At 67.3% G+C, this 18,903-nt stretch carries 18 protein-coding genes and 1 pseudogene; 13 read left to right on the top strand and 6 right to left on the bottom strand.

The genetic code is table 11. From position 1 onward, the window contains the following. Positions 1–122: pseudogene (locus tag FJ694_RS28720) on the top strand (IS5/IS1182 family transposase); the annotation flags it as partial. 582 nt (positions 123–704) lie between these two features. Then, entirely contained in the window at positions 705–1,922 is a 1,218-nt protein-coding gene (locus FJ694_RS28715) for an integrase domain-containing protein (RefSeq protein ID WP_157270966.1), read from the top strand. A gap of 339 nt (positions 1,923–2,261) precedes the next feature. Here the strand turns inward: FJ694_RS28715 and mobA are convergent, their stop codons facing one another. Further along, a complete protein-coding gene (gene mobA / locus FJ694_RS28710) occupies positions 2,262–2,564 on the bottom strand; it encodes a plasmid mobilization protein MobA (RefSeq protein WP_157270965.1) in 303 nt (100 codons plus the stop codon). Positions 2,565–2,807: 243 nt separating this feature from the next. Between mobA and FJ694_RS28705 the strand changes: the two genes are divergently transcribed. Continuing rightward, positions 2,808–3,353: a hypothetical protein gene (locus tag FJ694_RS28705; RefSeq protein ID WP_157270964.1), complete on the top strand. Its 546-nt coding sequence runs from the start codon at positions 2,808–2,810 to the stop codon at positions 3,351–3,353. Between the two features lie 80 nt (positions 3,354–3,433). Then, positions 3,434–3,826 carry a hypothetical protein gene (locus tag FJ694_RS28700; protein WP_157270963.1) on the top strand — a complete coding sequence of 131 codons (393 nt, stop codon included), beginning with the start codon at positions 3,434–3,436 and terminating at the stop codon, positions 3,824–3,826. Here the strand turns inward: FJ694_RS28700 and FJ694_RS28695 are convergent. Both FJ694_RS28695 and FJ694_RS28690 read right to left on the bottom strand, forming a co-directional pair. Then, positions 3,777–4,967 (bottom strand): BMP family protein, encoded by a 1,191-nt coding sequence (locus tag FJ694_RS28695; RefSeq protein WP_232540269.1) that lies wholly within the window; start codon positions 4,965–4,967, stop codon positions 3,777–3,779. The two genes, FJ694_RS28700 and FJ694_RS28695, sit on opposite strands and share 50 nt — an antisense overlap. Before the next feature lie 162 nt (positions 4,968–5,129). Continuing rightward, positions 5,130–6,404: a replication initiation protein gene (locus tag FJ694_RS28690; protein WP_198321048.1), complete on the bottom strand. Its 1,275-nt coding sequence runs from the start codon at positions 6,402–6,404 to the stop codon at positions 5,130–5,132. Positions 6,405–6,950: 546 nt separating this feature from the next. Between FJ694_RS28690 and FJ694_RS28685 the strand changes: the two genes are divergently transcribed. The 6 genes from FJ694_RS28685 to FJ694_RS28660 all read left to right on the top strand — a co-directional run bounded on the left by FJ694_RS28685 (position 6,951) and on the right by FJ694_RS28660 (position 11,991). Then, positions 6,951–8,147 carry an AAA family ATPase gene (locus FJ694_RS28685; RefSeq protein ID WP_232540268.1) on the top strand — a complete coding sequence of 399 codons (1,197 nt, stop codon included), beginning with the start codon at positions 6,951–6,953 and terminating at the stop codon, positions 8,145–8,147. Next, on the top strand, positions 8,144–9,175 hold the full coding sequence (locus tag FJ694_RS28680) for a ParB/RepB/Spo0J family partition protein (RefSeq protein ID WP_157270961.1): 1,032 nt from the start codon (positions 8,144–8,146) through the stop codon (positions 9,173–9,175). The genes FJ694_RS28685 and FJ694_RS28680 overlap by 4 nt, the downstream gene beginning before the upstream one ends. An 899-nt stretch (positions 9,176–10,074) precedes the next feature. Beyond that, entirely contained in the window at positions 10,075–10,551 is a 477-nt protein-coding gene (locus FJ694_RS28675) for a hypothetical protein (protein ID WP_157270960.1), read from the top strand. Positions 10,552–11,060: 509 nt separating this feature from the next. Continuing rightward, a complete protein-coding gene (locus tag FJ694_RS28670) occupies positions 11,061–11,297 on the top strand; it encodes a type II toxin-antitoxin system Phd/YefM family antitoxin (protein WP_157270959.1) in 237 nt (78 codons plus the stop codon). A gap of 203 nt (positions 11,298–11,500) precedes the next feature. After that, on the top strand, positions 11,501–11,842 hold the full coding sequence (locus tag FJ694_RS28665; RefSeq protein WP_232540267.1) for a helix-turn-helix domain-containing protein: 342 nt from the start codon (positions 11,501–11,503) through the stop codon (positions 11,840–11,842). Further along, on the top strand, positions 11,842–11,991 hold the full coding sequence (locus tag FJ694_RS28660; protein ID WP_157270958.1) for a hypothetical protein: 150 nt from the start codon (positions 11,842–11,844) through the stop codon (positions 11,989–11,991). The genes FJ694_RS28665 and FJ694_RS28660 overlap by 1 nt, the downstream gene beginning before the upstream one ends. Before the next feature lie 147 nt (positions 11,992–12,138). Here the strand turns inward: FJ694_RS28660 and FJ694_RS28655 are convergent, their stop codons facing one another. Then, positions 12,139–12,306 (bottom strand): hypothetical protein, encoded by a 168-nt coding sequence (locus FJ694_RS28655; RefSeq protein ID WP_157270957.1) that lies wholly within the window; start codon positions 12,304–12,306, stop codon positions 12,139–12,141. A gap of 95 nt (positions 12,307–12,401) precedes the next feature. Between FJ694_RS28655 and FJ694_RS28650 the strand changes: the two genes are divergently transcribed. Together FJ694_RS28650 and FJ694_RS28645 are read left to right on the top strand one after the other, a co-directional pair. After that, on the top strand, positions 12,402–12,716 hold the full coding sequence (locus FJ694_RS28650; RefSeq protein WP_157270956.1) for a helix-turn-helix domain-containing protein: 315 nt from the start codon (positions 12,402–12,404) through the stop codon (positions 12,714–12,716). Positions 12,717–12,721: 5 nt separating this feature from the next. Then, entirely contained in the window at positions 12,722–14,029 is a 1,308-nt protein-coding gene (locus FJ694_RS28645; protein ID WP_157270955.1) for a HipA domain-containing protein, read from the top strand. 151 nt (positions 14,030–14,180) lie between these two features. Here FJ694_RS28645 and FJ694_RS28640 read toward each other — a convergent pair whose 3' ends face one another. Beyond that, positions 14,181–14,660: a type II toxin-antitoxin system VapC family toxin gene (locus FJ694_RS28640; protein ID WP_157270954.1), complete on the bottom strand. Its 480-nt coding sequence runs from the start codon at positions 14,658–14,660 to the stop codon at positions 14,181–14,183. Between the two features lie 15 nt (positions 14,661–14,675). Further along, positions 14,676–14,891, bottom strand: a complete 216-nt coding sequence (locus tag FJ694_RS28635; RefSeq protein ID WP_157270741.1) for a FitA-like ribbon-helix-helix domain-containing protein — start codon at positions 14,889–14,891, stop codon at positions 14,676–14,678. A gap of 845 nt (positions 14,892–15,736) precedes the next feature. Between FJ694_RS28635 and FJ694_RS28630 the strand changes: the two genes are divergently transcribed. Then, positions 15,737–18,766, top strand: coding sequence for a PAS domain S-box protein (locus FJ694_RS28630; protein ID WP_157270953.1), 3,030 nt, complete (start codon positions 15,737–15,739; stop codon positions 18,764–18,766). Positions 18,767–18,903: the final 137 nt, after the last annotated feature.

Genomic DNA, 18,903 nt, shown 5'->3' with positions numbered 1-18,903 from the left:
TCCGCAAGCTGCTCGTGCGCTACGAGAAGCTCGAGCGCAGCTTCGTCGCGCTCAACCATCTGGCCGCGGCCATCATCGCCTTCCGCAAGGTCCCGTTGAGAATAAATATTATTTACGGATAAATCCTAAGCGCCCGGCGTGAGCCGGCGCGTCAAACCAGCCGTGGACCCTCCTTGAGGGCGGCCTGCGGCCGCGCGTGCCCTGCCCTGGAGGCGGCACGCGCTCAAACCCTGTTGTCGTCGCCTGTTCCCTGCGAAGGGACCTTTGCACGGCGGGCCGCCCGAATGGAGACGGCACGTGCAAAGCCAGACGGCAGCCCCGAGGCGGCCTGGTGGTAGGGCTGCACTTGCACCGGGAAAAAGGGTTCTCGATCAATCCCAGCTGAAGAAGCGTTCCAGGCCCCGAGCCAGGGACGTTGCGTCACCCGCCCCCGAGGCGTCTGGCGCTGGCGCAGCGATGCGCCGTGGGGAGCGTCCGGCCGATATGCGGGCCGCTTCTCGGGATGTGTTTATTGAAGTCGACCACGGGGCTCGGTAGAGCCCGAAACCCTGCAAGCACTCGCTGGCGTCGAAGGCCCGCTGCGCGAGTGAAGCGAGCTCTTTGTCAGGCCTTCGATCAGTTGGGCAGCCGATGGGACGAGCGGTCCGGCCTACGCCTGCGCGCTCGTGGCTACCCCGCCGGACTGACGTTGCTCAGCCGCCGTGATGTTGATCGCCATGAAGGAGAACGTGATGGAACAACCTGCTGGCGCCGTGCCGCGCCACAAGACCCAACCGCGTGCTCGTGCCGGCAATGGCTCTGGCCGCCAGCACGGCAGCCGGGGAGATCCGGACGCAGAACTGCAGCGGCTGCCCATCGGTACCTCGGACTACCGCCGGGTGCTCGATGCCTTGCTGCGCAAGCACAACCACCTGCACAGCAAGAAGGCCAAGGGCGTCTCGTTGAAGACCATGCGCGACCGCAGCGGTTTCTACCTGCGCTTCTTTCGCGAGTTGCGCCACGAGACTGGCTACAAGGACGTGGACCCCAGGACACTGGGCGGCCGTCACGTCCAGGCGATGGTGCAGCGCTGGGTGCAGGCCGGCCACTCCACCGCCACGATCCACAACTACCTGAGCTTCCTGCGCACCTTTGCCGGCTGGATCGGCAAGCCCGGCATGGTGCTCAAGCCGGTGGACTACGTCGGGCAGGCTTCGCCGCACGCGCATCGCTGCCAGGTGGCCCGCGAGGACCAGAGCTGGAGCGCACATGGCGTGGACGTCGAGGCCATGATTGCCGCGGTGGCCGCCAAGGACTTCTGGGTCGGGATGCAGTTGGAGCTGTGCGCCAGGTTCGGCCTGCGGCCCCGAGAAGCCCGGCACTTCCGGCCTCACGAGGCGCTTGTGTCGCGTGAGCAGGCCATCGAGCGCGATGCCCAGGCCTTCCCCGAGCAGCAATGGTTCGTGCGGGTGCACCATGGCACCAAGGGCGGCCGCCCGCGCGACGTGCCGCTGACCGACGCAGCGCAACGGGCGCTGCTGCAGCGCTGCCAGGCCGCGGTGGCCCATGGCATGTACGTGGGCCGTCCCGGCTACACTGACGCCCAGAACCAGCGCCGCTTCTACCTGCTCATGGAGTCCTGTGGCATCACGCGACGCCATCTCGGGGTCGTTGCCCATGGTTTGCGTCACCAGTTCGCCAACGACCTGTATGGCTCCACGGCCGGTGGCCCGTCACCGGTGCGTGGTGGTCAGCAGCGCGCACCCCACGACGCCGAAGCGCGCGCCATGACGGCCAGGGCCCTTGGTCACAATCGCCCACTAGTGACCAACTGTTACCTGGGTGGCAGTCGGGCGGTAAGCCGGTCCAACCAGCCCAGTGCTACGGCCACGCTGGCAGCGCAGGCTGAGGTCGAGAAGGATCAGGAAACGCCCAAAGAGTGACGAGCGCAGTCCTGCCAACTGCGAGACGTCACGGTTGCTGCCAAGGAGGGTCCGAAACGTCCTGGCTTGCGTCACCGGATCGGTTGTGAACAAGTTCCAGGCTGGCGTTGCCTGCCCGGGCCAACCGGCGCACGAGCGCAGGCCACTCGGGCCTGTCCAGCGCAGCAGCCCAGAGTGCCTGGCGCTCCAGGTCCGCACGGCCGCCGTCAAAGGCCTTGAGGGTCTGGGCAGGTCGTCGCTTCATGGATCTGCTGATGCACTGCAGCAGCCATGGTGCACCCGCCTGCTCGAACTGCACAGCGCCAGGGCCAAGCGCCGCGCCACCTGGTGCGCAGGGGATCAGGAAGCCATGCGGACGATGGCCCGCGTGATCTCGGCCAGCAGCGTCGCGTACTCCTGCTGCAGTACGCCGCCGCCCTGGCGGAACAGTTCCTTCTGCTGCGCACCCAGGCGCCGCAGTTCATCGACGATGTGGTTGTCGATGTGTGTCCTTGTCTGGCGGCCCAGCGCAGCGCGGAGCATGAAGCTGCCCACGCTCATGGCGCCGTCGGCGGCCTTCTCGCGCACGGCGGCTTCCTCTTCGGGAAGGCATCGAATCGGCAGCAGCCGACCGGTACGCCTGCGGGTTTCGGTCGCGCTCATTGCCAGTTCCTTTCACGCGTCGCGATGGCAGCGTACGGTCCTGCTCAGCAGGGCAGGTGCTGCGCAGCGAGTGCAACGACTGGAGCGCAACCGGTTGTACGGACGCTGCGCGCGGCGGGAGTACAAGCCCTACCCTGTCCCGGAAAATCCACCAGAAAAACCGGTCCGTCACCGTATCAGCGCGCTCACAACCTTTCAGCGGGGCGCGGATACGCTTTTCCTGCGGTGCTGCAGCACCATGGAATGGACAACGCGATGACGATCACGGTTGCACAGGTCGAGTCCCTGAAGTTGCAACTCCGGGAGATGCCGCTGCCAGAGAAGAGTCAACAGGTCCTGTCGAAGCAGGCAGCCATCGCGAGGAGGGCTGCCGACCTCGTCAAGCTGCAGCAGCGCGGCTACAGCATTGACGAGATCGCCGACATCCTGACGGCACACGGCCTGGCCGTCACGGGCAAGTCGCTGAAGACGTACCTGTACCGTGCGAGGTCACATGAGCCTGGACGCGGGAAGCAGCCGGCACCGCGAGCCCGGCGCAACGCGGCGGTGACGACTTCCGGAAACGGGGAGGAAACGGTAGCAACCGGCGTTCAGGCCCTGGCCGAGACCATTGATGTCGCAGGGTCGGTAAACGCTCCAGTGAACAACGCGGTAGACAGCAAAGAAAACACCCCGGTCAACTTCAGAGGCCACGATTCGGACACGGTGCCGGCTGCACAGAAGAAACTGCCTCAGACGTCCATCCGCGCCAGCGGCTTCACGCCACGTCCGGACACGCCAGACATCTGAGGTGTCGACCTGGGCAGCGAGATCGAGAGGAGGAAAGCATCGTCACCGCCGCGTTGTGGACGCATTTCAGCGACGCGGAGTTGGAAGCGCTCATCGATGCGCTGCACGCCTCGTTGGCACCGGACGAGATGGAGTTCTCCCTGCGGGCACTGGCCGGCTCGCCCAGCGCCGGGAAGTTGGCGCAGCCGATCGCCGAGCAACGGCGCAAGCTGCCTGCGCCGGTCTTCGACGCAGCGGCCGGCGTGCTGTGCGACGCGTTCGACGTCGCACGGCGCAGCCATCTGAGCGTCGCGCTGCGACTGCTGCCGGCGAAGCTAGGACACCGGCGGCACAGCCAACAGAAGGAAATGGCAAGGCAGCAAGGCAGCACCCAGCCATGCAGCGCACCGGGTCGTATCGAGCGTGTCGCGGCCGCACGGCACGCTACGCCGGCGTCGGAAACTCGGCCCCGTCGTACTGCTCCGGCACCTTGAGACGTTCCTGCGCGATGTCCTGCGCCGTCCGTTCCACGCGGGCACGCACTTGCGCAGACACGTTCGGCGCCATGGTGAGCTTCACCGCATCTCCCTGCGCCAGCCCCAGCTTGCGAACCTGGCCACCCGGAAAGCGCCCGGCCCGCAGGTCTCGCACCGCTTCGAACACGCCCTGCCCCACGCTCGCCACGGCCGAGCCGATGAACACCTGCGGATCGCGCTCGACCCAGTCGATCACGTTGCCGATCTGGCGGCGCCCCCGGTCCCTGCAGGCTTGCGTCACGCCATCGCGCCCGGCATTGAGCATCGTGAAAATGACGTCGGCCCCGGCCGCGATCTGGGCCTCGGCCACGCGGCGCGACAGGGCGTTGTCGTCCTGGTTGCCCGAGAAGTTGGTCAGCAGCCTCACCCGCGCGTCGGTGTCGCGCACGCCCGCAGCGTAGGCGGCACGGCCCTTGAGTCCCGGCCGCACGCGGATGCCGGACATGTGGCCAACAACGCCGCTACGCGTCGTCAAGGCTGCCAGCACGCCGGCAAGGTACGCCGACTCCTCCTGCAGCACCTCGTAGCTGGCCAGGTTGTCGCCTGTCACGCTGCCTTGCGTGACCACGAAGCGCTGGCGCGGGAATCGCGCCGCGACCCCGGCACAGGCTTCGTTGTTCTGGCCGCCGTGCGCGATGACCAGATCAGCGCCCGACTGCGCCAGCCGCGTGAGCGCTGCGACCAGCGCATCCTTCTGCGGCGCGATCCCGTCGGTGTGCGAGGCATCAACCCCAAGCTCGCTGGCGGCGCGCTGCAGGCCTCTCCAGCCGGCCTCCATGAATCCGCGGTCATCGATGCGGCCGGCGAACAATGCTGCGACCTTCATGGGCGTGCCGGAATCGGCCGCCAGCGCCCGGGACAAATGCGCAGCGGTGACTGCTCCGGCCATGCCGAGCATGAGGCGGCGGCTGCACGGCCACGAGGAGGCGAAATCCATGGGTTTTCCATCCAGTTTGAATCGTTGCAGGCTAAGGCGACGCGGTATCGCATCCCATCGCGCTACAGCCTGGACGGCACCTGGAAGTGGACCGCCGCCGTCTGCTTCTGCGTCCATTGCAACGTTGACGTGGACACTTGCAGCCTCAAACCCATTCTTCACTCCAGGGTAGCGTCCTCGGCTCTTCAGGCATGTCCAGCTCCTTGGTGGCCGGGTTCGGCACAGCCTAAGCGCCCTGGCTTCACGCGCAGCCCTGGCTGGCAGGTTGAGGTTCGTGAAGCAGACCCATTTCAGCCGCACACCTTCCGCAGCCCCGTAACCGTGTCACTGGTGCGACGCAAAGTACTTTTCCAGCCGGGCCAGCACGACGGGCGACTTCCAGTCACCGTCCGCGATGCGGCGCAGCAGCGCGGGCGTCGCTACGCCCTTGTCCACCACGTCGTCGCGCAGTCGCAGCAGCCACTGCTTCTGCTGCCCGGGAGGCAGAGCCTCGAAGTCTCGGCGCAGTTGCTCGCGCTTCAACTCCTGCTCCGGATCAGGCACGGGCACGCTGGGCACCGGTACGGGTGTTGCTACCTCGGACGGAGTCGATGTGCGCCGCCTGGCAGCCTTGCGGGTGCTCTCCCCTGCCACGCCTTCCAGTACCCACTTCAGGTGGGCCAGCGCGTTGGTGCCGGGTTCCTGGCGCAGTTGCCGGGCCGCGATCTCCAGCGCGCGCAACACCGGCCCCTCGCCATAGCGGTCCACCAGTACGTCGTAGTCCAGCTCGCGGATGCCCAGCGCCAGCGCCTGCTCCACCGGCGTCAGGTCCACTGGCTCGATGTCACCCTGGTCGAGCTTGAAGTCGGGCTTGGGCTTGACCGTGAACTGCAGGTCCACGACTGCTGCGCCCTCCCGATACTCGACAAGATCGATCTCGATCTCGGTGTGCTCGTTGATCTGCGCGATCGCCGGCTTGAGCAACTCGCTCTTGAACTTGCGGTACTCGCGGTCGCCCGTCACCTCGTGCCCGCGCAGCACCGGCACCCACCAACCCCACGGCTTGCGCGGCGTGCGCCCGGAACCTTGGTAGCGGGCACACAGCTCGTACAGCGCCACGGCCGCGTGCGTGCCCAGGCGAGCCATGGTCGTGAGGTTGATCTGCGCGTACAGGCGCGGGTTGAGGATCTGCTCCTCGATCGTGGGCGGGTAGAACCAAGTCACCCAGTTCTCGCGCCCGCGCTGGAAGCAGCGGACTTCCGCCAGCAGCGCAAAGATGCGGACCTCGCTGAGCGAAACGTCGTCGGGATGCTCGCCGGGCAGCCCCTCGCCCGGCTTGAGTGGGCGCCACTCGCAGCGCGTGGACATCATCTCGGTGAGGTAGCGGCGCATGATGCCGGCCTCGTTGCTGCCCTTGTCCAGCACGCGCAGCAGCGCTTTGAGCTTGGCCTGGTAGCCGCGCTTGCCAACGTCGCCCTGCCGCTGGGCTACGCGGCCCATCACGTTGTAGAGCTTGCGTCCCCCGGCCGTGAGCCGGCCGTTGATCGGCACCATTGCCAGCGTCGCCACGGGTTTGCGGTAGATGTCGCCGCGCTCGTGGGGGACGTCGGGCAACTGCATGGGCTCGTCCATGCCGGGAAGTATATGTCCGGCCCTTGCCGGACACGGCGGGCGTGTCGATGGGACGGCTCAAGGGATGTCACGCTGAGTCAAAAGTGCGGACGCCCCTGCCGTAGCGGCTTCGGCTCACGAACCGTTCGTACGCAGCAAACAGCTTCGTCTGACTGCGGCACCTCCCTTGGCTTATCCACAAGAGCGCAAGCGGACATATCCAACCAAGAGTCAAAAGCACGGACGCCGTTAGTCAAAGGTGCGGACGCGCAAGGTCAGAAGTGCGGACACCTTCAGTCATAAGTGCGGACACCCGATTGCTGCAAATGGTTGTCGCGTATGGGATAAAAGCACTTATACACAGCCCCAAATGTTTGAATAAGGCTTGAATACAACTGAAACCCCAGCTGGACAAGGTTCGGCATGGCTCGGTCAAAAACACGTTTTGCTGGGTTTACAGCGGCGTACTGGACGTAGGAAACACTGATCGGTCGTGAAATCCACGTCAGCGCCTACAATGCCCATGACGCTCAATAACTGCCGTGGAGGTTCGGTTTGGACGATACGCTGCTGGAACAACCGGGACTCAGCCTGGAGGACATCGATGTTCAGGCTGAACGTGTGCAGGCCATCCTGTCGCAGGTCCGCAGCACGATGCTGTCGCCCACCTCGCGCAAGGAGGCTCCGCGTTTCACGGCTTCACAGCTGGCCGAACTCACCGGACTGGGCCGCAACCGGTTCGACGCCAGAATCAAGAAGGGCGACCTTCCCACGGGGGCACTCTCGCCCAGCGGGGCCCGGCGCGAGTTCACGCTGGCCGAGGCACGCCAGTGGGTCCGTGCCACGCGCAGTGGCGACATGCGACCGCCCATGGCCACGGCCTGCACGCTGTGCATCGGCAACTTCAAGGGCGGCGTTAGCAAGACGACGACGGCCGCGACCCTGGCGCAGGGCCTGACGCTGGCGGGCCACCGGGTGCTGTTGATCGACTGCGACCCGCAGGGAAGTCTCACCACCCTATTTGGCATCCTGCCGGACTCGGAGGTGGCACCCGAGGACACGTTGCTGCCCCTGTTCAACGGGGACCAGGATGACGTGGGCTATGCGGTGCGCCCAACGTACTGGGACGGCATCGACCTGATCGCGGCAGCACCCGTGCTGTTCGGTGCGGAGTTCGCACTGCCGGCCCGGCAGATGAACGACCAGGCTTTCGAGTTCTGGCGCGTGATGGACTTGGCGCTGGACAACGCCCGCGACAGCTACGACTTCATCATCGTCGACACCCCGCCCTCGCTTTCCTACGTCACGATCAACGCGCTCATGGCTGCCGACGGCATCGTGATGCCCTTGCCGCCCTCGGCGCTGGACTTCGCCAGCTCGGCTCAATTCTGGAACCTGTTCAGCGACCTGACGGGGACGCTGGTGCGCGCGCGTGGGGGCTCCAAGCGGTTTGCCTTCGTGAACGTGCTGCTGACGAAGGTCGAGAGCACCGATGCCAGTGCGATCCTCGTCAAGAAGTGGCTCAGCGCCGCCTACGCCGATAAGCTGCTGCAGATCGAGATTCCGAAGACCGCAGCGGCCATTGCCGGATCAGCCGAGTTCGGTACGGTCTACGACCAGCTCAAGAACGCGCCCTCGGCACGCACCCTCAAGCGCGCCACCGACGCCTTCGACCGCCTGGTGGATCTCATAGAAGACCAGGCCCAGATGTTCTGGTCCAACCAGACCGAGCGGCTGGGGAGTGCGCAATGAGCACCAAGCGGCGCGAGAAGGTAGGCGAGAACATCGCCTTCGTGATCCCGGAGGCGCGGACCAAGACGTCTGAGGCGGTGCCTGAACCTGCGCCGCAGCCGGCGGTCAAGACCGGTGTGGGCTACACGACCGCGGCGATCTTCAACACCAACGCGCTGCGCGGTAAGGCCGACGAACTGCAGCGCGAGGTGGAAAGCCTCAAAGCCCTCACGCAGGAACTTGAGAACGACCGCGGCGCGCAGCTGCTGGACGCGGCGCGGATCCTGCCCAGCCGCTGGGCCAACCGTGCCGACGCGTCGTTCTCGGATCAGGAGTTCCTGGCACTCAAGGCCGAGATCCAGGACGCGGGCGGCAATGTGCAGCCGATCATGGTGCGGCCGATGGAAGGCGAGGGAGGACGTTACGAGCTGGTGTTCGGACACCGCCGCCACCGCGCCTGCCTGGACCTGGGGCTGCCGGTGCTTGCCGTCATCAAGCCGCTGGGCGACCGGGAGCTCTTCGCGCACATGGAGCGCGAGAACCGCCACCGCAAGAACCTCTCGCCCTATGAACAGGGACAGATGTACCGGCGTGCCCTGGCGGAGGGGCTGTTTCCGTCGATGCGGGCGCTGGCGGCCGACATTGGCCGCGGATCCACTGACGTGAGCGAGGCTGTGCGCATTGCAGAACTGCCGCAGGCCGTGCTCGATGCGTTCTCCTCGCCCAACGACATCCAGTTCCGCTGGGCCAAGGCGCTGTCCGACGCTTGCCAGCGCGATCCCGCAGGGGTGAAGGCCCGCGCCCGGGAGGTGCGGGCGGACCGGCTGCCGGCGGTTGCGGTCTTCAAGGTACTCGTCAGCGTGCCGGGCGGGGAGGGTGCAAGACCGTCTTCCACGTCAGAACGCAAGCTGGCGCTTGGGCCGGGACGGGAAGGCGTGATCCGCCGCACTGGCAAACGCGTGCGCGTCGAACTTGAGCTGGACCCCGCGCAGTTGCCGGCGGAGCAGTGGGAAGCATTCGAGGAGCGCCTGCGCCATTGGCTGGGATGAGCGGCAGGCCGGTGAGGCGTGGACTTGGTGCAAGACGGTCTTGCATGTTGCAAGATGGAAACTGCACCGGGTTCAGCTTCGCCAAGGAAGTTGCAGCCTTGCTAGGCACGCACGCGCATGTTCTGCCTTACAGCCGGGCCTGGAAGCAGCAGCCGGCACGCGGACGGCGATTGGCAAGGTGCAAGACCGTCTTGCACCGTCCAATGCTTGGCGCCTTGGGGTCCGTGCCGGCATGAATTGTCCGCCGCAAACATGGCGCCGCAGCTGACCTGGATCGGATCTGCACGCGGTCCAGGCCCGGCAGCAGCAAGCCTGTAAGGCGACCATTTCCACCGCAGGAGACGATTACCCTCCGGACAACAGGCGGGGTGCAAGACCGTCTTGCACCACCCAGGAGCTGCGCAAGAGATCCCGTGACGTGCGGCACAGTCTGATCAGTTGGGGTCAGTGTGCGAGCCACGAAAAAGACAGCCGCTGGCCGTGTCCCGGCGGCGGATGTGAGTCATTACTGGGTGCCGCGCTGCCGCGGAGTCGTCCAAGCCAGTAGCGAAGGCGGGCTTGCGCAGCCGCGCGCCAGACCATCACGGGGCGTCGCAACCGCCCCTGGCTTTACCGGGTGACTCGGGGGAGTGGGCTAACTGCTTGTGTCCCTCCGATTCCTTTCTTCCATCCCGCGCAGCCTTCTGCTGCCGCCTGCCTTGTTCTGCGGCTTGCATGCTCGAGTGAGCCGCCCAACCTCGGCATTCCAAGGTCAGGCGCCGCTGCGCCGGCCCACGAGCCAGATTCGCTGGGCATCCTGGTGTGAACCAAGATCCCGCACCGCGCCAGCAGCGCCGTGCCGGGGTGCCACACAGGGAGGCCCTGTCCTGCAACCTGCACCCCACGCCGCAAACGTCGCAGTGAACAACCACACCTCCTTGAAACCGGTCGATGCCTCGCCTGCTGAAGGCGGCGAGTCGCTCCACGACACCCATCTGCGCGCGCGCGATGCCGACGCATTGCATGGGGCATCCATGGATCTGGCGCGGCCGGTGCAGCAGCTCCTGCAGCGCTGCCAGGCGCTGCAGCGGGACGTGCGCCGCGCCCGGCATGCCAGCGAGCCGCAGCGCATCCACCACTATGTGCTCGGCGGCGCCAAGCTGGCGCGCCTGGGCGTGTTCGACGAGGTGGGCGTGCTGCGGCACATGACCAGGACGCTGCTGCACACCGCGCGTGATCCGGCGCTGCCGCTGTCGTGGTGCAGGGCCTGCCTGGAGCAGCTTGCGGCCGCACTGGGCGAATTGCGGTGCCTGCTCGGGCCTCGAGGCGCTTCGGCCGCAGCTGCCATCGAGCAGGCCGTGCGGCGCGGCAATCTGGGCTGGGTTGCACTTTGCTGAAAGCAGCTGCTCTCGACACGACGTACGCCGGTTGCCCGCAGGCAGGCCGGACATGGCGTGCACCGCGTCGTCCAATGTCTGGCGCCCGCAGCACGGGCGGTGACCGAGCCGTCCCAGGAGTTCAGGAATGCCCGTGAAGCGATTGTTCCCGGTCAACGAGGCGCTCACCGCCGAGCACGCCGCCACGCTGAAGATCATTGCGACGGAGCGAGCGGCCCGGCCGTGTTCTACGAGCACCCGGCCGTCAACGCCGGCACCCGCTGCGCCTGTGATCTTGAAAGCTCGTACTGGCAGGAGTGCCAGGCACGCGCGGTCGTGGAGGCGCTGCTGGCGCGGCTGACGACCAACCCAGACCAAGGCCCTGGGTAAGCAGCAGACGGTTTTCCGCTCGGCACGCTCCCGGGCCAGGCTCGGTTTCCGAGGCCTGCAATCGACTTGGCAATGGCGGCTTGACACCCAAACCGTTGAAGTGAACATGTAGTGCTGATCACTACAACAGCTTTCCCCTTGTGAAAACCATCTCCGCCGCGCAGGCCAGGCTCCAGTTCTGCAGCCTGCTGCGGGAGGTGGCCGCCGGCAAAGTCGTGACCATCCTGGCGCGCGGCAAGCCCGTGGCGACCATGGCGCCGGCACAGGCGCAGGACATGCCCCGTCAAGCGGCGCGCTCAAGCCTGTTGCAGCGTCTGCACGGCCAGCAGCCCTTGGGCAGCCGGGACTGGACGCGCGGCGAGCTCTATGGGGACTGACGCCGCGCAGAGGGCCGCGCTATGTCGTTTCTTCACGGGGCTCGCAAAGGTAGGCTTGTCTCTACAGACAACCGGGCACCGACCTGAGGCGGCCCGCTGACATCTGCATTCACTGACCGGCTACACGTGGCCGAAGCAGTATCGCTTCGCAGGACGTGTCCGCAATCACAGGCTTAAAACACTTAAAGTCCATGATTGCAGACATGAAGCGCAACGAAATCCCGTTGATGAGCCCCCAGCGCGTGGCTGAGGCCAAGAGCTTGGGCGAGAAGCTGGCGCGGCTGCGCGTGGCGCGCAACCTGCAGCAGTCCGACGCAGCGGCCCGCGCAGGCATCGCGCGCTCGACGGCGATCCTGGTCGAGAAGGGGAACTTGAGCCGGACCACGGCCCAGATCCTGCGCTACCTCGACGCCGTTGCGCCGGGCGTGACCTTGCTGTCGCTGCTCCAGGAAAACGACCCCTCGCTGCAGGCCCTGGCGGCCAGGGAGGCCACCAGGCGCGTGCGACCCTTGACCCGCTCCAAGCTCGACGAGTTGGACTTCTGATGGCAGCTCGCCAGCAGGATCTCTTCATCTTCGCCTTCATCCCGGAGCCCGATTCGCCGCGCTTCGTGCCGGCGGGGCGGCTGACGCTCTCGGAGAACCTCGGCGCGCACCCGAACGACTGCCAGCTGGCCTCGGCGTTCGCTTACTGAGAACGGCGGTCAGGAAGTGCGCTCTTCCGGCGGTGAGGGCGCGCTTTTGCGGCGGCCTGTTACGCGCCGGCTCGGCATTGGCCACTCCCCTGCCTGTCGGTCTTCCAGACATGAGCGCAGGTGCCTGTGGGTGCCTCATGGCTCAGGTCATTGCACCGGCACAGCTGCGCCCGCCTGGATCAGGTTGGCCATCGGCGCCTCATTCACCGGGCAGAGGAAGCTGCCGAAGGCGAAGGAGCTGTTGAGGCTGCCGTGAAAGTGAAGTTGGCGTCGATAGAACCACGTTCCTGCGCTCTCAGGAACTGAAGCCTTCAAGGGCAGGATTCTTAGACTGAATTCCTACGATCTCAGGCACTCTTGCTCAATAGCAGACGTGCTGTGCAAAAATTCCTGACTCCACAGGAATTTTCATGAAAGTTCTCATCGACGACATGGCGGCGTTCGGACTGGCACTGAGAGCGGCCAGGCGCGCGGCCCACGTCCGGCTGGACGACCTGGCGGCCCTGGCGGGCGTGAGCAAGCAGTTCGTGACGGATGCCGAGCATGGCAAGCCGACCCTGCAGATGGGGCTGGTGTTCAAGCTGCTGGCGGAAGTTGGCGCACACCTGCAGCTCGACCTGCCGGAGTCCGCGGTGCAGGAGCTGCAGCGACTGCAGGCCAGGGGTGGCATCAAGCCGTACCAGCGACGCGCCCGCCCTGCAGCGGCAGGTGATGCACGGGACTAAAGCGCATGCCGCGGACCCTGGAAGTGCTGCTCGACGGCCGGCGCCTTGTCGGCTCGCTGCACGAGAACGACGACGTCTGGCGCTTCGACTACGACCCGGACTGGGCTCGTGATCCGCAGGGATTCGACTTGGCGCCTGGACTGCCGCGCTCGGGCTTGAGCCATGTGGACGGCGGTACGAATCGGCCCGTGCAGTGGTACTTCGACAACCTCCTGCCCGAGGAGGGCGCTCGGCTGCTGCTGAGCCAGGAGGCGCGTGTCGACCAAGCCGACGCGTTCGCGCTGCTGGAGTACCTGGGTGCAGAGTCCGCGGGCTCCCTGGTGCTGCAGCGTCCGGGCGCGGCCGTCGCGGAAGGCACCGGACTGCGGCCGCTGCCCGACGAGGAGCTGTGCCGGCGCATCAGGCTGCTGCCACGCGTGCCGTTGAGCCACGGCGCGCCCAAGCGCATGTCGGCTGCCGGCGCCCAGCACAAGCTCCTTGTGGTGCTCCGGGACGGCGAGCTGTGCGAGCCTGTGGGCGGCCAGGCCTCCACGCACATCCTCAAGCCCGACAACCGGCTGCCCGAGTACCCGGCCACGGTGGCCAACGAGTACCTGATGATGCGCCTGGCGGCCAAGGCCGGTCTGGCCGTGCCGCGGGTACACCTGCGCTACACGCCCGAGCCGGTCTACATCGTCGAGCGCTTTGACCGCAGGACGGACGCGGACGGGCACACCCGGCGCTTGCACGCCGTCGATGCGTGCCAGCTGCTCAACCGCTCGCGTGCCTTCAAGTACCAGGAGGCAACGCTGGCCAACCTGGCCGCACTGGCCCGCTGCTGCCGCAACCGGGCGGCTGCCCGCATTGCGCTCTACCGGTGGCTCGTCTTCAACGTGCTCATCGCCAACGGCGACAACCACCTGAAGAACCTGTCGTTCCTGGTGAGCCCAGAAGGCGTCGAGCTGGCGCCTGCCTATGACCTCCTGTGCACCGGCGTCTACGACACGCGCGCCATGGCCGACGAGGCCGCACGGTGGCCGCAGACGGATATGCCGATCCAGCTGCCCGGCGCCCGTACGTTCGGCGCGGTCACGCGGCAGGCCTTGCTTGATGCCGGCGAGGCGATGGAACTCCCGCCAGCCATCTGCCGCCGGGAGGTGGAGCGGCTTGTGCGTGCCGTGCCCGCGGGTCTTGCCGATCTCGCCGACGAGTTCGAGCGCAGCTGCGCGGCCCTGGCCTCGGGGCCGGCGTTGCCGTTCCTGGCCAGCCAGCGCCGGCTGATGAACGCAATCCGCCATGTCGTGGTGGCCGACATTATTGGTCGCCTCAAGTAATCGCGATTGCCATCCGGCCTTATGTCCAGCTTGGGCAAGAGGGGTGCCGATTGAAGTGCCCCATACCGCCCAGGCGCCGGCGGACCGAGGGGTTAGTGTCGCCGACGAAGCGCCGCAGCAGGCGTGCGGTATGGACGGCACAACCCGCTGGTTACTGCAGCGGATCCTTACCCGCAAGGACAAGGCCAGACGGCGGATCGGCAAATGGGTTGAGCAGCTTCAGCCCGGGAATCGTGCAAAACGATGCACCCCGGTCCCGGGTCACCACCGTCATGTCGCGGATGAGCGCCATGGCGGCGATCTGCTTGTCGATGGTGTGCGGGTCCTTCTTTTCACCGGAAAGCAGTTCGCCCCAGACCATTGCGCAGTCGGCGTCGAACTCGATGATCCGCTCGCCGTAGTTGCGCAGCAGGTCCTCGGTGAGCCAGGCATCGTAGATCATGGCCCGCTTCAGGTCGTCGGCCGCGCTGCGTCGGCGCAACTTGGCAATGCCGGCGCGAATTTCGCCGATGACCTGGGCCGGCAGGAACAGCGCGTCGGGATCGGCGGCCTCGAAGAAGCGCCGCACGCCCCAGTTGGCATTGGTGCGCTTGCGCAACTCGCTCACGACGTTGGTATCGAGCAGGTACACGCGAACACCTGTCCTTCAGCGCAGGTCGAAGAGGTCGTCGTCTTCGGGGAAGTAGGGCATAGATGCCAGCACCTGCGTGAACGATCGCTTGGCAGGCTTGCGGCCCTTGAGCAGCGCCTCGCGCAGGATCTCGCGGTGCTCGGCCTCCGTGCTGCGACCGTGCTCGGCAGCGCGGCGCTTGAGTTCCGCGGCAACTGCCTCTTCGACGTCTCGAACCAGGAACTGAGCCATGTCCACCTCCTTGGCGCACGATGATAGCACTGCTATCAGTCGGCTTGCGTGATGAACCACCGTGGGCGCTTGCCTGCTTCCAAGCCCTTGTCGGACAAGCCCTTTGCCTTCTGGCGTTCAGGGCCCCGCCACCTTGCCGTGCTCTTTTCAGCTTATTGATAATGGCAGTTATCAGCTAGCGACGGTCTGCGTGTAACCGGGTTGCCATCGGTGCTACCGGTACGGCCACGCGCTGCGCGACGATCCGCGCTACGCGGGCCGCGATTGGGACGACTTCGAGAGCGAGGCCCGCGCGGATTGGGAAAGCCGTCATCCCGGCGGCACCTGGGAGCGCATGAAGGCTGCTGTGCGCCGCGGCTGGGAGCGCGTAGGCACCTGACGACGGGCGGTGCAGGGTCCGCGTCCGGGCCCAGTCCGTCCCTTTGGGCGATGCGCCGATGCTTTCACCGAGCGTGGCAGCAACGGCGCCCAGCCCAGTCAGCACCAGCCATCGGGCGATCCTGCAGCAGCCCGGTCGCCTCAAGCGGGCGCAACGGTCTGATGGCCCCGATGGCGAGCGCTGCAACAGCAGCCGGGGTCGTGACTCCCTGAACCGATCGGCCTGCCAGGCCCTACATGCGCTGACGCAACAAGGCCGATGCAGGCGAGCCCGCGGCGGTCATGCCGCAGCAGGTGCGGTGCTTGCCCGCCCTGGAAGCGTCGGGTGGCTCGGCCTTCTCGGGCCTCCGCGGCTGGCTCGATGTGCGGACCGCCGACTTGCTGCTTCGGGGACTCAAGGCAGACGTTTCCCACACCGTGAAGTCGTGCCAAGTGATCCGGCATGACGGGAGAACCACGCTGGCTACATGAATATCACCGGCTTGCACAACCGCTCGGTACTGCTGTGGCCGGCGGCTGTCGTGCTCACGGGCTGCCTGGCAGCCGCCCTTGGCGCCTGGTGGCAGGATCGTTCCAACCAGGCAGTGGCCGCCGAGCAGTTGCAGGCGCTGGCGCTGCGTGCGCAGGAGCGCATGATCCGGCGCATGCGCCTCTACGAGTTCGGCCTGCGCGGCGCCCATGGCGCCGTGATCGTGGCCGGCAACGACGTGGAATCCCTGTCGCGCGAGCAGTTCCAGCGCTTCGCCCGCTCGCAGGACGTGCGGCGCCAGTATCCAGGCGTCGTCGCCTTTGCCTTTGCGCGCCGGGTGCCGCCTGCCGCGGAGGATGACTTCCTGGCGCGGATGCGACAGGAAGGGTTTGCCGACATCCGCATCCGGCAGAACCAGCCGCACGCGGGGGACCGCTTCGTCGTCCAGTGCATCGAGCCCTTCGAGGGCAACGCTGCGGCCGTGGGGCACGACATTGCCTCCGAAGCCCGGCGCCGGGAAACCATCGGGCAGGCCATCCGCAGCGCGCAGCCCCGGCTGACCGCCCCGGTCAGGCTGGTACAGACGCCGAACGACCCGCACCAGTTCGTGCTGCTGTACCTGGCGGCGTACCGAAGCGTTGCACCGCCCGAGCCCGCGCAGCGTGATGCCCAGGCCTTCGGGGTCGTCACGGCCTCGCTGTCCATGCCGGAGCTGATGCGCGACCTCGACGACGAGGACGAGGCCTATGCGGTGGCGCTGGCGGACGTCACCGAGCCCGGCACGCCGCAGCCTCTCTACACCGAGCCAGCCTGGCTTGCCGGCGACACGGCTCGCGTGCAGGGCGTTGTCCTGGATCTCTACGGCCGGCACTGGCAGCTGCTGGTGCAGGCGCTGCCCGCCTTCGAGCAGCGGCTGAACCTGCGCCGACCGGCCACGGTGGCGTCGGCCGTGGCGCTGTCCTCGCTGTTGACGGCGCTGCTGCTGGGTGCGCGACTGCGCGCCAGCCAGCGCGAACACACCATCCAGTTGCAGCGCGCGCAGATGGCCGCGGTGGTGGACACGGCCCACGACGCCATCGTGCTGCACACGCCGCAGGGTGACATCCTGAGCTGGAACCCGGCGGCCGAGCGGCTGCTGGGCTGGACGGCTGCGGAGGCCGTCGGGCGCAACTTCGTGGAGCTTGCCGTGCCCCCGGCGCATCGTGCGCAAACGCAAGCAGTGCTCGCCCGCGTGCAGCGGGGCGAGGAGGTGCCCCCGTTCGACACCGTGCGGCTGGACAAGCACGGTGCCGCGGTGCCGGTGCTGCTGTCGGTGTCCCCGGTGCTTTCCGCCAGCGCGGGCGGCGTGGGCGGGGCGGCGACGATCCTGCGCGACATGCGCGTGCAGCAGGCCGCACAGCAGCAGCTGCGCCAGAGCGAGTCGCAGGCCCGGCATACCGCCGCACTGCTGGAGCAGCTCATCGAGAGCGCCCCGGACCCGATCTGGACCAAGGACACTGCCGGCCGCTGGGTGGTGGTGAATTCGGCGGCTGCGGCGGTGCTGGGCCGCCCGCGCCAGGAGTTGGCGGGCTTGCGAGACCGCGACCTGCTGCCCGCCGAGTTCGCCGAGAAGGTGGAAGCCCAAGACCGGCTCATCATGGGCGAAGGCCGCACCGTGCGGATCGAGGAGACGCTGCTGGACGCCAGCCACGGCCAGCCCCGCGTCTTCTCCAGCATCAAGGCGCCGGTGCGCGCTCCCGACGGGCAGATCGTGGGGATGCTGGGCATCGCCCGCGACGTCACCGAACGCAAGGCAGCCGAGGCGCGCCTGGCCGGGCTCAACGCCACGCTGGAGGAGCAGGTGCGCGAACGCACCGCGCAGCTGCAGGAAACCATCGAGCGCGAGCAGGCCATCCTCTCCAGCGCGGCCAGCGCCATCATCGCCACCGACCTCGCCGCGCAGGTCACGAGCTTCAATCCTGCCGCCGAGCGCATGCTGCGGCTGCGCGAGGTGCAGGCCCTGGGGCACTCGGCGCTGGCCTTCTTTGACGCGGCGGAGCTGCTGGAGCATGCCGCGGAGCTGCCGCAGGAGGTGCGCGACAACGCGCAGGCACTGCCGCCCCAGCTCCGGGAGGCGATGCGGCGAGAGCCGGCGCAGCCGGGCAAGGTCCGCACCGAGTGGACGCTCGTGCGCGCCGACGGCACCCGGTTTCCCGGGCTGCTGACCATCAGCGCGCTGCGCGACGGCCGCGGCCAGGTCGTCGGCTTACTGGGCGTGCTCACCGACCTGGGCGAGCGCCGCGCGCTGGAAGAGCAGCTGCGCCAGCGCAGCATCCAGGCCGAGGCGGCCAGCCGTGCCAAGAGCGCGTTCCTGACGCACATGAGCCACGAGCTGCGCACGCCGCTCAATGCCGTCATCGGGCTGTCCCAGCTGCTGCGCCAGCGCCGGCTGCCCGAGGACGTGGGGCGCTTTGTCGGCCACATCCATGACGCCGGCGAGCAGTTGCTGGCGCTGGTGAGCGACGTGCTGGACCTCTCTCGCATCGAGGCGGGCGAGATGCACCTGGAGGCCGCGCCCTTCGAGCCGCTGCCGCTGCTCGGCGCCGTGCTGTCGCTGCTCAAACCCCAGGCGGACGCCAAGGGCATCGCATTGGTGGCCGACGTGGCGCCCGACGTGCCGCAGCGCCTTGTAGGCGACACGCTGCGGCTGCGCCAGGTGCTGCTCAACCTGCTGTCCAACGCCGTGAAGTTCACCAGCAGCGGCAGCGTGACGCTGCGCGTCGTCGCGCTGGCGCGAGACGCGCACATGGTGCTGCTGCGCCTGGACGTCATCGATACCGGCATCGGCATCACGGCCGAGCAGCAGCAGCGCATCTTCGAGCCTTTCGCTCAAGCCGACAGCACGATCACGCGGCGCTTCGGCGGCTCGGGGCTGGGCCTGTCCATCGTGCAACGCCTGGTGGACATGATGGACGGGACGATCGGTGTGGACAGCCAGCCCAGCCGGGGCAGCACCTTCAGCGTCAAGCTGCCGTTTCTCGTGGCCTGATCAGGATGCTGTGGGGCCCACAGCGAGCACCCACGCAAGAACGGGCTTGGCTCAACAGGCGCCAGTCACTGCGGCAGCAAGCCAGCTCGAAAAGCCCGGAGCCGTTAGCGCCGACCGTAAAACTGCTGTCGCTTCTG

The sequence above is a fragment of the Azohydromonas aeria genome (assembly GCF_009760915.1).
GTDB classification, from domain to species: domain Bacteria; phylum Pseudomonadota; class Gammaproteobacteria; order Burkholderiales; family Burkholderiaceae_C; genus Azohydromonas; species Azohydromonas aeria.
This window is presented reverse-complemented; position numbering and strand designations above follow the sequence as displayed.